At 73.3% G+C, this 11,691-nt stretch carries 10 protein-coding genes; 6 read left to right on the forward strand and 4 right to left on the reverse strand.

Features of this window, described 5'->3' with window-relative positions:
• The 3 genes from ABD811_RS42375 (at position 1) to ABD811_RS42385 (ending at position 5,430) form a co-directional block, all read left to right on the forward strand.
• Positions 1-4,074, forward strand: a complete 4,074-nt coding sequence (locus ABD811_RS42375) for a trypsin-like peptidase domain-containing protein (protein WP_344959185.1) — start codon at positions 1-3, stop codon at positions 4,072-4,074.
• A 151-nt stretch (positions 4,075-4,225) separates the two neighbouring features.
• Positions 4,226-4,825 (forward strand): TetR/AcrR family transcriptional regulator, encoded by a 600-nt coding sequence (locus ABD811_RS42380; RefSeq protein ID WP_344959187.1) that lies wholly within the window; start codon positions 4,226-4,228, stop codon positions 4,823-4,825.
• Positions 4,826-4,878: 53 nt separating this feature from the next.
• Positions 4,879-5,430 (forward strand): carboxymuconolactone decarboxylase family protein, encoded by a 552-nt coding sequence (locus tag ABD811_RS42385; protein ID WP_344959189.1) that lies wholly within the window; start codon positions 4,879-4,881, stop codon positions 5,428-5,430.
• Positions 5,431-5,443: 13 nt separating this feature from the next.
• Here ABD811_RS42385 and sigJ read toward each other — a convergent pair whose 3' ends face one another.
• The 4 genes from sigJ to ABD811_RS42405 all read right to left on the reverse strand — a co-directional run bounded on the left by sigJ (position 5,444) and on the right by ABD811_RS42405 (position 9,235).
• Positions 5,444-6,376, reverse strand: a complete 933-nt coding sequence (gene sigJ / locus ABD811_RS42390) for an RNA polymerase sigma factor SigJ (RefSeq protein WP_344959191.1) — start codon at positions 6,374-6,376, stop codon at positions 5,444-5,446.
• A gap of 214 nt (positions 6,377-6,590) precedes the next feature.
• Complete coding sequence (locus ABD811_RS42395; protein ID WP_344959193.1) at positions 6,591-7,424, reverse strand: NAD(P)H-binding protein; 834 nt, start codon at positions 7,422-7,424, stop codon at positions 6,591-6,593.
• Positions 7,425-7,535: 111 nt separating this feature from the next.
• Positions 7,536-8,441 carry an SDR family oxidoreductase gene (locus ABD811_RS42400; RefSeq protein WP_344959195.1) on the reverse strand — a complete coding sequence of 302 codons (906 nt, stop codon included), beginning with the start codon at positions 8,439-8,441 and terminating at the stop codon, positions 7,536-7,538.
• Positions 8,438-9,235: an SDR family oxidoreductase gene (locus ABD811_RS42405; RefSeq protein ID WP_344959197.1), complete on the reverse strand. Its 798-nt coding sequence runs from the start codon at positions 9,233-9,235 to the stop codon at positions 8,438-8,440. Before ABD811_RS42405 ends, ABD811_RS42400 begins: the two co-directional genes overlap by 4 nt.
• Before the next feature lie 64 nt (positions 9,236-9,299).
• Between ABD811_RS42405 and ABD811_RS42410 the strand changes: the two genes are divergently transcribed.
• From ABD811_RS42410 to ABD811_RS42420, 3 genes are read left to right on the forward strand one after another with little or no spacing between them, the layout of a single operon-like run.
• On the forward strand, positions 9,300-10,073 hold the full coding sequence (locus tag ABD811_RS42410) for an enoyl-CoA hydratase family protein (RefSeq protein ID WP_344959199.1): 774 nt from the start codon (positions 9,300-9,302) through the stop codon (positions 10,071-10,073).
• Positions 10,070-10,930: a CoA transferase subunit A gene (locus ABD811_RS42415; RefSeq protein WP_344959201.1), complete on the forward strand. Its 861-nt coding sequence runs from the start codon at positions 10,070-10,072 to the stop codon at positions 10,928-10,930. Before ABD811_RS42410 ends, ABD811_RS42415 begins: the two co-directional genes overlap by 4 nt.
• Complete coding sequence (locus tag ABD811_RS42420; protein ID WP_344959204.1) at positions 10,927-11,658, forward strand: CoA-transferase subunit beta; 732 nt, start codon at positions 10,927-10,929, stop codon at positions 11,656-11,658. The genes ABD811_RS42415 and ABD811_RS42420 overlap by 4 nt, the downstream gene beginning before the upstream one ends.
• Positions 11,659-11,691 lie beyond the last annotated feature (33 nt).

The raw sequence follows: 11,691 nt of genomic DNA on the forward strand, positions 1-11,691 counted from the left end.
ATGTCGGCGAACGACCACGCCGACCGCGTCGCCGAGCTGCTCGTCGAACCCGCCGACGGCGGCCCGGGACGGCGCGGATCGGGATTCCGGGTGTCGGCCGGCGCGGTCCTGACCGCCGCGCACGTCGTCGACGGCGCGGAGCGGATCCGCGTCAGGTTCAACGCCGAGCGGGACGATGAGCGGGTCGTCGCCGCCACACCGTTGCTCATCTCCCGGGCCGGGGACGTGGCCGTGGTCGGCATTCCCCATCGGGAGGACGAGGGGCCGATCGAACCCGCGCGGTTCGCCCGGATCGGCGCCCGGGACGCGGTGCTCCCCTGCACCGCCACCGGATTCCCCAGATTCAAGCTGCGCGACGACCACGCCAGGCGGCTCCCCGACGGGGATCCGTCCCAGTACCGGGACAGCTGTCATCTGGTCGGCACGGCGCCGCTGCTGTCCAACCGCAAGCAACGCACGCTGGAGGTCTGCCTGGACGGTCCTCCGCCCGCGCCCGATCCCGATCCGGCGCGGTCACCGTGGGAGGGGATGTCCGGCGCCGCGGTCTTCTCCGGCGGCCTGATCGTCGGCGTGATCAGCGAACATCACCGTTCCGACGGGCTCGGACGGCTGGCCGCCACGCGGTGCGACACGTGGTTCGCCGCCCTGCCCGCCGAGGATCTGCGGCGGCTCCGCGAGCTGCTCGGGCTGCCCGAGGACGCCGCCGATCTGCCGGACGCGGCTCCCGCGTCCCCGGGGGCGCTGGTCAACGCCGCGTACACCGCTCAGGTCCGCAGCCTCGCCCCGGAGTATCTACTCGACCGCGAGGAGGAGCTGGCCGAGCTGCTGGCGTTCTGCGCGGGCGAGGAACCGTATCAGTGGTGGCAGGCCCCTCCCTGGGCCGGGAAGACCGCACTCACGTCGACGTTCGCGTTGCGTCCGCCCGCCGGGGTGCGCGTCGTCGCGTTCTTCGTGACGTCGCGGCTGTCCGGTGAGAACGACGCCGACGCGTTTCTCCGGGCGATGATCGACCAGCTGGAGGTTCTCGCCGGAGAGCCCACCGTGCCCGTCGCCGGGATGTCGGCCCGCAGCGGACGGTTCCTGCACCTTCTGGAGACCGCGGCACGGCGGCTGCGCGACCGCGGCCGGCGGCTGGCGCTGGTCGTGGACGGCCTGGACGAGGACCAGGGCGCCAAGCCGAGCATCGCCTACCTGCTGCCGCGCCATCCGCCCGACGGCGTGCGCGTCCTGGTGACCAGCCGCCTCGGCCCCGGGGTGCCGGGCGACGTGCCCGGCGACCATCCGCTCCGGCACTGCCGGCGGCGCCGCCTCACGTCCTCGCCGTACGCGCGGTACCTCGAGATCCAGGCGAAGAACGAGCTGTTCGACCACCTGAGCGGAGATCCGGACGCGGAAGAGATCATCGGGTTGGTCACCGCCTCCGGCGGCGGCCTGACCGTGACCGACCTCTGCGAGCTCACCGGCCGCCCCCGGTACTCGCTGGAGGGGCGGCTCGGGTCGGCGCTCGGCCGAAGCCTGAGGACACGCCGGCGGGACGGGGCCGAGCTTTACCTGTTCGCACACGAGACCCTCAAGGTCATCGCCGAGGAGACCTTGGGCGATGCCCTCGGCGCCTACCGGGAGCGCATCCAAGCGTGGGCCGACATGTATCGGCGGGCGCGCTGGCCGGACAGGACACCGGCCTATCTCCTGCGCCCGTACGTCCGGCTGCTGGCCGCCGAAGGCCGGACGGAGTCTCTGCTCGAACTGGCCGCGGACGCGGAACGCCACGAGCTCATGCTCCGCCGGAGCCGCTCCGACCTCGACGCCCTGAGCGAGATCACGGCGGCGACGGAGTTGATCCTCGGCGGGCCGGCGCCCGATCTGACCGGCCTGGTCCGCCTGTCCGTCGAACGCGACAGGATCGGCCAGCGCGGGAACGCCGTCCCGACCCGTCTTCCCGCCGTCTGGGCCCGCCTCGGCCAGGTGGATTTCGCTCGATCCCTGGCACGGAGCCTGGAGATGGCCACCTCCCGCGTCGACGCGCTGAGCGCCGTGGCGGAGGCTCTCGTCGAAACGGCCCCGGACCGCGCGGCCGACATCGTCGAAGAGTGCTGTGAGATCGCCGAGGCCCTGCCGCAGACACGAGACCAGGTGGCCGCGTGGAGCGCGATCATCGTGCCGCTCTCCCGTCTGGACCCGGCACGCGCCCACGCCCTGTCGGTCCGCGCCGAACAGGCACCGCCCTACTACGAGCAAGAGCGGGGGTGGATGATGCGGGGCCTGGTCGATGGCCTGATCGACGCCTCGATGCTCGACCGGGCCGAGCAGGTGGCCAGAGCCGTCACCGACCCGTGGCACCGCGCGGAGACGCTGGCCGCGCTCGCCCGGTCGTCGGCCGTCACCGCCCCGGCGGATTCGGTGCGGCTCGCCGCCGCGGCCTGGGAGTGCATGTCCGCCGTCGAGGACCCCTGGGAGGCCGCGCTCACCTGGGGCTCGGTGGCCGTGGCCGTCGCCTCCACCGCACCCGATCGGGCGACGCGAGCGGCCACGGAGGCCCGGTTGGCCGTCGCCAGGACCGATGGGTGGCGGAGGCCCGGCGCATCGGAGGGGCTCGTTCAGGCCCTGGGGGCAGCACGGCTGTTCGACGAGGCCGAACGCGTCGCCACGGCGATCCCCAGGGCGTACGAGCGTGTCTCGGCCCAGGCGAAACTCATCACCGAGATGGTGACGGCGAACTCGCCGGACCGGGCGGAGCGGCTCGTCGCCGCGGTGACCACCCCCCACGAGCGCGACGAACTCAACGCCTCCCTGGCCGTGCGGCTGGCGACGGCGGGCCGGATCGAGCAGGCGCGAAGAACGGCCACCGGCATCGCTGCGCCGCGGCGGCGGGCGCGGGCGTTCACCGCGATCGCGGCCGCCCTCGCCAAGGAGCGGCCGTATGGTGGCACCGAGGCGGCCGAGGCCGCCGAGGAGGCGCTGCGGGCCTCCTGGAAGACCTCTGTCGAGCCGTACCACCGATGCGACGTGCTCTGCGCGGTCGCCGCGGCCGTCGCGGAGTCGGATCCGGGCCGGGCGGACGTCGCCGCCCTGGGGGCGTGGGCGGCCGCCGAGCGCGAGGCCCATACCTCGCTCGGCGAGGCCACGCTCCGGGACGCCGCGATGGCACTGGCCGGTGTGGGACTGTTCACCGAGGCCGAACTGGCCGTCTCGAAGATCGATGAGCGCCACGCGCTCGAGGCGGCCCGGCACGGGTTGATCCGTCAATGGGCTCGCCGCGGTCGTTTCGATCTGGCGGCCCGGACGGCCTCCGCCCTTCCTCACGACGCCGAGGAGACGACCAAGGCGTGGCACGCCATCGCGCATCCGGAGAACGGCGCCGGTCTGGACGACGTCGTCGCGTCGATCGTCGATGTCATGGTCTCGCTCGGCCGGCACGGGGTCACCGACCTCCATGACACCCGGGAGGCGGGGGCCGCGGTCATCCGCCACCTGTCGGCCGCGGGGCTGGTCGACCGGCCCGAACGGCTCATCGACGCGTTCGCGTCGCACCAGTTCGCCGCCGACGCCAGGCAGTGGAGCGCTCTTGCCGAGGGACTCGCCGAGTCCTTCCCCCAGGGCGCCATGACGTCCGCTCACGAGGCGCTGCGGCAGGCCCGAGCCGTCGAGTCTCCCACACTGCGTGCACAGGAACTGAGCGGCGTGGCCATGGCCCTCACCGGGATCGATCCCACGCTGTCCGCACACACGGCGCAGGAGGCGTGGCGCACGGCTTCCAGTCTCACTTCGGACACCGACCGGGATCTGGCCCTGCAGGACGTGGTCCCGGCGCTGGGCGCCGCGCACCTGCTGGAAGAGGCCGAGCAGGCCGCCCGCGCCATCGGCTACGTGCATGACAGGAGAAGGGCACTCGCCGACGTCGCCCTTCGGGCCGCGCGGGCGGGCTCTGAACAGACCGGGCGGGCCGTCCGGATCGTCGCGGAGATCCTCACCGGTGACGAGTGGTATCGGACGCTTCCCGCCCTCGCCGTACTCGAACCCCAGGCGGTGCGGCTCGTGCATGACGCCTTCTCGTCCGAGACGGACGGCTCGTAGGGGCGGCCGAGGCGAACGGGCCTCGACCCTTGGCGGCGAACGCGGCGAACCCGGCGCGCGGCGGCTTACACCGGTCGATCTTCGGGGGTTGCGCCCGGGCAGCCGTCGTGCGAATCTTGGAACATTCGTTCCAAGATAGGTGGTGACGCGGATGCCCGACGTGAAGCACTTCGATCCCGACACGGTGCTGGATCAGGTGGTGCGGCTGTTCTGGGAGCGGGGGGCCGCCACGGCGGGCATCGCCGAGGTGGTGAACGCGACCGGGCTCAGCCGCTCCAGCCTGTACGCCACCTTCGGCGGCAAGCGCGACCTGTACGCGGCCGCGCTGCGCCGCTACGTCGAAAGCCAGTCCCGCCCGGTGTTCGAGCGCCTGGCCGCCGACGGGCGCGGGCTGCCCGCCATCACCGAGTTCTTCGACCGCCTGGTGCGGGCGCGCTGCGAAGGCGAGCACGCCCGCTGGGGCTGCATGGTCTCCAACGCCCACGCCGGTCCCGACCGGGACGACCCGCAGGTGCGCGAGATCCTGGACGACCACCACCGCGGCCTGCGCGCGGCGATGCGCGCCGCGCTCCAGGACGCCCGCGCCCAGGAGCAGATCCCGCCGGGCCTGGACCTGGACGCGGCCGCGGACATGCTGGCGCTGCTGGCCTACGGCATGAACCTGCGCTCCCGCGCCGGCGCCCCCGCGGCCGACCTGCTGGCCACCGCGACCACCACCCTGCGGGCCCTCACCGGCGCCGCCCGCCCCTGACCGGCTCGACCACAGACCCGTTCACCCCGAACCCACACCACGGAGGACCGCCGATGACCGGCTTCACCGTCTACGACGAGACCAACGCCCCCGAGGCGGCCCGCCCCCAACTGGAGGCCGCCAAGCGCCGGATGGGATTCGTGACCACCCTCAACGGGGTGATGGCCGAGTCCCCCGAACTGCTGGCCGGGTACAACGCCCTGGCCGAACTGTTCGCCAAGTCCTCCCTGCCCGGCCCCGCCAAGCACGTCGTGTGGATCACGGCCAGCGTGGAGAACAACTGCGAGTACTGCGTGGCGGCCCACTCCACCCTGGCGCTGCGCTCACGCGTCCCCGCCGACGTCGTACGGGCGCTGCGCGACGGCAAGCCGCTGGCCGCCCCCGCACTGGAGGCCGTCCGCCGCTTCACCCAGGCCATGGTCACCCGGCAGGGATGGGTGGAGGAAGAAGAGGTCGAGGCCTTCCTGGCGGCTGGCTACACCCGCCGCCACGTCATGGACATCGTCCTGGGCGTCGGCATGAAGACCCTGTCCAACTACACCAACCACATCGCCCACACCCCGCTGGACCCTGCCTGGCAGGACCAGCGCTGGAGCCGCGCCTGACCCGGCCCGGTCGTCAGCCCGTCGTCCAGGGCCGGAGCTTCTCGGGGTTGCGCACCGCCCAGATGCGCCTGATCCGGTCGCCGACGACGTCGAACGCCATCACCGCCACCGTGACGTCGTCCGGCCGGGCCACCAGACCGGGCTGGCCGTTGACCAGGCGCTCCGTGATCGTCAGGTCGGCTGCCCGGTCGGCGATGTCCACCAGGAAGCGCGCGACCCGCTCGGCGCCCTCGACCGGCTCGAGCACGGCGCTGACGAGGCCGCCGCCGTCGGCGATGCCCGTGGCGTCGGGGTCGAGGAGGGCGATGAGGGCGTCGAGGTCCTTGGCCTCCCACGCCTCCTTGAAGCTCCGGACGACGGCGGCGCGCTGGGCCGCCGGGGTCGCGGGCCCCTGCGACGCGCGGACGCGGCGGCGGGCCGAGGAGGCCAGCTGGCGGCATGCCGCCGGGGTACGGCCGACGATCTCGGCCACCTCCGGAAAGGAGAAACGGAAGACGTCGTGCAGGACGAACGCCACCCGCTCGGCCGGGGTCATCGATTCCAGCACGACGAGGAAGGCCATGGTGACCGACTCGTCCAGGGTGACGCGGTCGGCCGGGTCGGCCGAGGCGCTCCCCTGCCGACCGTTGATCCACTCGGTGGAGTCGGGCAGCGGTTCGGGGATCCATTCGCCCACGTAGCGCTCGCGCCGGGCCCGCGCCGAGCCGAGCAGGTCGTAGCAGATGCGGCCGGCGACCCTGGTCAGCCATGCGCCGGGGGACTCGATGGCGTCCTGCTGCGGCCGGGACATGGCGTACCAGCGGGCGTAGGTCTCCTGGACGACGTCCTCGGCCTCGGCCAGGGAGCCGAGGAGCCGGTACGCCATATTGATCAGCTGACGCCGCTCGCTGATGATCGCGTTCAGGCTCGGATCGGGCCGGTCCCGCTCCGGCTCGGAGGTGGTCATGGTGTCGCAGGCTCCCTTGGTCGCGTCCGCCCTCACCAGTCCGACGAGACAGCCCGCCGAACTGTGAGGCCGGCGCCGGCGACGTCACCGTGCGACGGGGCCCGGCAGGCTCCCCCGGTCGCCGACGCCTTCGCCGACGCCTTCGCCGGCGGCCGGTGGGAGCTTGGTACGGGCGACGGCCTTGACATAGTAAGGTGCGCGCCGCGATCTTCCGTCAGGGATTCCAGACGCCGGTGGCGGCCGTGGACTTGACGTAGTCGGCGAAGGGACGGGGGGCGCGTCCCAGGGCGCGCTGGACGCCGTCGCTGAGGTGTTCGCCCCGGCCGTCGGCGATCTTGCCCAGGAGCGCGGTGACCGTTTCCACCACGTCGGACGGCCAGCCCTGCGAAGTCAGCGCCGCCGTGAAATCGGCGACGCCGACGGGCAGGTAGCGGATGTCGCGGCCGGTGGCCTCGGAGATCAACGAGACGACGGAACGCAGTGACAGCGCCTCCGGCCCGGACAGCTCATAGATCTCCCCCGCGTGGCCGTCGCCGGTGAGGGCGGCGACGGCCACGTCGGCGATGTCCTCGGCGTCGACGAACGCCTCACGGCCTTCTCCGGTGGGCAGCGCGAGCTCGCCCGCGAGCAGCGGCTCGAGGAAGAAGTCCTCGCTGAAGTTCTGGGCGAACCAGGCCGGACGCAGGATCGTCCATTCGGCGCCGGAATCGCGCACCGCGCGCTCGACGGGCTCCTGCTCCGGCAGCGCGTGGCCGTCCCCACCGCGTGCCGACAGCAGGACCAGCCGCCGCACCTTCGCCTCGGCGGCCAGGCGAACGAAGTCCTCCACGGCGGACTGGTCGACGAACTCGTTCATGGGGACGACGTACACGGCGCCCACGCCGTCGAGCGCCGGGCCCCAGGTCTCGGGGGCCGTCCAGTCGAAGCGGGTGCCGGTCGTGCGGGAGCCCACGCGCACGGGCACGCCGCGGTCCTGCAGGCGGGCGACGACGCGGCGGCCCGTCTTGCCGCGGCCGCCGAGAACGAGAATCGGTGCGTTTTCGGTCATGCGCCCAGCTCACCAGACGGAGACGCGACGGACCATGGACGAGCGTCCACGTCCCATACGCGATCGTCTCGTTCGGGCGTCTCGCTCAGGCGTCTCGTTCGGGCGTCTCGCTCAGGCGCCGTAGACGGGTTCCGGGGCGGGTGCGCTGGAGAGCAGGCCGGCGACGACGTCGTCCAGTTCGGACGGTTCCCAGCGGCCGCCCTTGTCGATCATCGGGCCGTGCCGGAAGCCGTCCATCACGCAGATCCTCCCGCCCTCGACCTCGAAGACGCGGCCGGTGACGCCCCGCGAGCGCGCCGACCCGAGCCAGGCCACCAGGGGCGAGACGTTCTCCGGGGCCATCGCGTCGAACTCGCCTTCGGCGGGCGGCGCCATCGTCCGCGCGAAGACCTCCTCGGTCATGCGGGTGCGGGCGGCCGGCGCGATCGCGTTGACGGTCACGCCGTAGCGGGCCAGTTCGGCGGCGGCGACCAGGGTGAGGCCGACGATCCCGGCCTTTGCGGCGGAGTAGTTGCCCTGGCCGACGCTGCCGAGCAGCCCGGCGCCGGAGGAGGTGTTGACGACGCGGGCGTCCACGGCCCTGCCCGCCTTGCTCTCGGCGCGCCAGTGGCGGCCCGCGTGCTTGAGCGGCAGGAAGTGGCCCTTGAGGTGGACGCGCATGACCGCGTCCCACTCCTCCTCGGTGAGGTTGACCAGCATCCGGTCGCGCAGGAACCCGGCGTTGTTGACGAGGGTGTCCAGGCGTCCGAACGCCTCCAGGGCGGTGGCGACCAGGGCGGCCGCGCCGTCCTCGGTGGCGATGTCGTGGACACTGGCGACCGCGCGGCCGCCCAGCCGCTCGATCTCCTCGACGACCCGCTGGGCGGGGCCGTCGGCCGCGTCCCCGGTGCCGTCGCGGGCCACGCCGACGTCGTTGACGACCACGGCGGCGCCCTGGCGGGCGAACTCCAGGGCGTGGGCGCGGCCGAGGCCGCGGCCCGCTCCGGTGACGGCCACGACGCGGTCCTCGCAGATCACTTGGCGTCCTCCTCGTTCAGGCCGGGCCTGTTGGCGGTGGCGGCGTCCAGGAAGGCGGGGCGTTCACCGCCGCCGTGCATGAGCAGTGCGGAACCGGTGACGTAGGCCGCCAGGTCCGAGGCGAGATAGACGCAGGCCGCGCCGACGTCGGCGTACGGGTCGGCCAGGCGGCCCAGGGGGACGGTGCGTCCGACGGCGGCGATCCCCGCCTCGTCGCCGTAGTGCAGGTCGGAGCTCTCGGTGCGGACCATGCCGAGGACGAGCGCGTTCACCCGGATGTCGTCGGGGGCCCATTCGACGGCGAGGGAGGTCGCCAGGCTGTGCAGGCCCGCCTTGGCGGCGCCGTAGGCGGCGCTGCCGGGCGAAGGCCGCACCCCGCTCACGCTGCCGATCATGATGATGGAGCCGCCGCCGGGCCGGGCCCGCATGCGGGCGGCGGCGGCCCGGGCGCAGATCAGCGGGGCGGTCAGGTTCAGTTCGATGATCTTGGCGTGGGTGCGGAGGTCGCCCTCCGACAGCGGCAGGAACGGGGTGCCGCCCGCGTTGTTGACCAGCACGTCGATCCGGTCGAGGCCGTCCATGAAGTCCCGCACGGCGTCCGGGTCGCGCACGTCGAGGGAGACGAAGCGGGCGGTGCGGCCGTCCACGGACGGAAGGTCCGGCGGCTCGCGGCGGGCGACGGCGACGACGTCGGCCCCGGCGGCCAGGAACGCCCGGCTGATGCCGCGTCCGACGCCCCGCACGCCCCCGGTGACCACGGCGAGGCGGCCGCTCAGATCCAGCGTCAGCGACATCGGGCCCTCCCGGCGGGTTCCTGCTACCGTCTGTTCTAACAAATGTTTGGTGGAAAGGTAGCGCATGGGAGTCTCCACCACGACCCACCCCGACGGGGTGGCCGAGATCGTCGTCACCGCGCCCCCGGTCAACGCGCTCACCGTCCGGGGCTGGTACGACCTGGCCGACGCCGTGCTGGCGGCGGGCCGCGACCCGGACGTCGGGGCGGTGGTGCTCCGCGCCGACGGACGCGGCTTCAACGCGGGCGTCGACATCAAGGAGATGCAGGCCGCCGAGGGGCACACCGCGCTGGTCGGCGCCAACCGGGGGTGCTACGCGGCGTTCGCGGCGGTGTACGAGTGCGAGGTCCCGGTCGTGGCGGCGGTGCACGGGTTCTGCCTGGGCGGCGGCGTCGGGCTGGCCGGCAACGCCGACGTCGTCGTGGCGTCCGAGGACGCCTACTTCGGCCTGCCCGAGGTGGACCGGGGCGCGCTGGGCGCCGCCACCCACCTGGCCCGGCTCGTCCCGCAGCACCTGATGCGCGCCATGGTCTACACCTGCCGCAACGTCACCGCCGAGGAACTGCACCGGCACGGATCGGTGCTGGAGGTGGTCCCGGCGGCGCGACTGCGCGACGCGGCGATGGCGGTGGCCCGCGACATCGCCGCCAAGGACCGGTACGTGATCCGGCGGGCCAAGGAGTCGCTGAACGGCATCGACCCGGTCGACGTCAAGCGCAGCTACCGGTTCGAGCAGGGCTTCACGTTCGAGCTGAACCTGACCGGCGCGGGCGACCGGCACCGCGACGCCTTCGTCCGCAGCGGCCGGGACGGCCGGGCCGCCGAGGAGGGCCGATGAGCAAGGTCATGACGGTGGAGGAGGTCGTCGCGTCGCTGGACAGCGGTATGACGGTCGGGATCGGCGGCTGGGGCTCGCGTCGCAAGCCGATGGCGCTGGTGCGGGCGATCTGCCGGTCGCCGGTCACCGACCTGACGGTGGTGTCCTACGGCGGCCCGGACGTGGGCCTGCTGTGCGCGTACGGCAAGGTCCGCAGGCTGGTCGCGCCGTTCGTCACGCTCGACTCGATCCCGCTGGAGCCGCACTTCCGGGCGGCGCGGCAGAACGGGGCGATCGAGCTGACCGAGTACGACGAGGGCATGTTCATGTTCGGGCTGTACGCGGCGGCGCACCGGCTGCCGTTCCTGCCGACGCCGGCGGGCCTGGGCTCGGACGTGCTGCGCGTCAACCCCGAGCTGAGGACCGTCCGCTCGCCGTACGCGGACGGCACCGAGCTGATCGCCGTGCCCCCGCTGACGATGGACGTCGCGCTGGTCCACATGAACCGCGCCGACGCGCGCGGCAACGGCCAGTACCTCGGCCCCGACCCGTACATGGACGACCTGTTCGCCAAGGCCGCGGCCCGCGCGTACGTGTCGTGCGAACGCCTCGTCGACACCGGCGACCTGCTCAAGGAGGGACCGGTGCAGTCGCTGCTGATCAGCCGCTCGCACGTCGCGGGCGTGGTGGAGACCCCGAACGGGGCGCACTTCACCACCTGCGAACCCGACCACGGCCGCGACGAGGCGTTCCAGCGGCTGTACGCGCAGTCGGCGGGCGATCCGGAGAAGTGGCGGGCGTTCCGCGACCGCTTCCTGTCGGGCGACGAGGCCGCCTACCAGGACGCCGTCCGCACCTGGCAGGAGGAGTCGCGATGAGCGCGGCGACGCGGGCCGAGGTGTGCGCGGTGGCGTGCGCGGAGCTGTTCCGGGGGGACGGGGAGATCGTCGCGGCGGCGGTGTCCGGGATGGTGCCCGCGCTGGGGGCGCGGCTGGCGCGGATGACGTTCGAACCGGACCTGCTGACCACCGACGGCGGGCCGAACCTGACCGCCGAGCCGGTGCCGCTGGGCGCGCCCGCCGGTGCGGTCGAGGGCTGGCTGCCGTTCCGCGACCACCTGTGGCTGGTGCTGAACGGGCGCCGGCACGTGGTGCTGGGCGCCAGCCAGATCGACCGGTTCGGCAACTCCAACATCTCCTGCATCGGCGACTGGGAGCGCCCGGCGCGGCAGCTGCTCGGCGTGCGCGGTGCGCCCGGCAACACGCGCGTCAACACCACCAGCTACTGGATTCCCCGGCATTCGCCCCGCGTGTTCACCGAGAAGGTCGACTTCGTCAGCGGCATCGGCTGCGACCGGGGCGCCTTCGAGCTGCGCACGGTGGTGACCGACCTCGGCGTCCTGGACTTCGACACCCCGGACCGGCGGATGCGGCTGCGCTCCACGCACCCCGGTGTGACGGTGGAGGACGTCGTCGCCCGCACCGGTTTCGAACTGGTCGTCCCGGACGAGGTGCCCGAGACGCGCGCGCCCACCGCCGAGGAACTCCGGATCATGCGCGAGGTGCTCGATCCCCACGGACTGCGCGAACGCGAGGTCCCCGCGTGACCGGCGACGCGACCGAGCCCACGACCGGGCACA

The sequence above is a fragment of the Actinomadura miaoliensis genome (assembly GCF_039536785.1).
Taxonomy (GTDB): domain Bacteria; phylum Actinomycetota; class Actinomycetes; order Streptosporangiales; family Streptosporangiaceae; genus Spirillospora; species Spirillospora miaoliensis.

Bases quoted from the DNA above. Each gene is read 5' to 3' on its own strand.
- ABD811_RS42415 (WP_344959201.1), top strand. From the start codon at position 10,070: ATGAGCAAGGTCATGACGGTGGAGGAGGTCGTCGCGTCGCTGGACAGC.
- ABD811_RS42385 (WP_344959189.1), top strand. From the start codon at position 4,879: ATGACCGGCTTCACCGTCTACGACGAGACCAACGCCCCCGAGGCGGCC.
- ABD811_RS42380 (WP_344959187.1), top strand. From the start codon at position 4,226: ATGCCCGACGTGAAGCACTTCGATCCCGACACGGTGCTGGATCAGGTG.
- ABD811_RS42405 (WP_344959197.1), bottom strand. From the start codon at position 9,235: ATGTCGCTGACGCTGGATCTGAGCGGCCGCCTCGCCGTGGTCACCGGG.
- ABD811_RS42375 (WP_344959185.1), top strand. From the start codon at position 1: ATGTCGGCGAACGACCACGCCGACCGCGTCGCCGAGCTGCTCGTCGAA.
- sigJ (WP_344959191.1), bottom strand. From the start codon at position 6,376: ATGACCACCTCCGAGCCGGAGCGGGACCGGCCCGATCCGAGCCTGAAC.
- ABD811_RS42410 (WP_344959199.1), top strand. From the start codon at position 9,300: ATGGGAGTCTCCACCACGACCCACCCCGACGGGGTGGCCGAGATCGTC.
- ABD811_RS42395 (WP_344959193.1), bottom strand. From the start codon at position 7,424: ATGACCGAAAACGCACCGATTCTCGTTCTCGGCGGCCGCGGCAAGACG.
- ABD811_RS42420 (WP_344959204.1), top strand. From the start codon at position 10,927: ATGAGCGCGGCGACGCGGGCCGAGGTGTGCGCGGTGGCGTGCGCGGAG.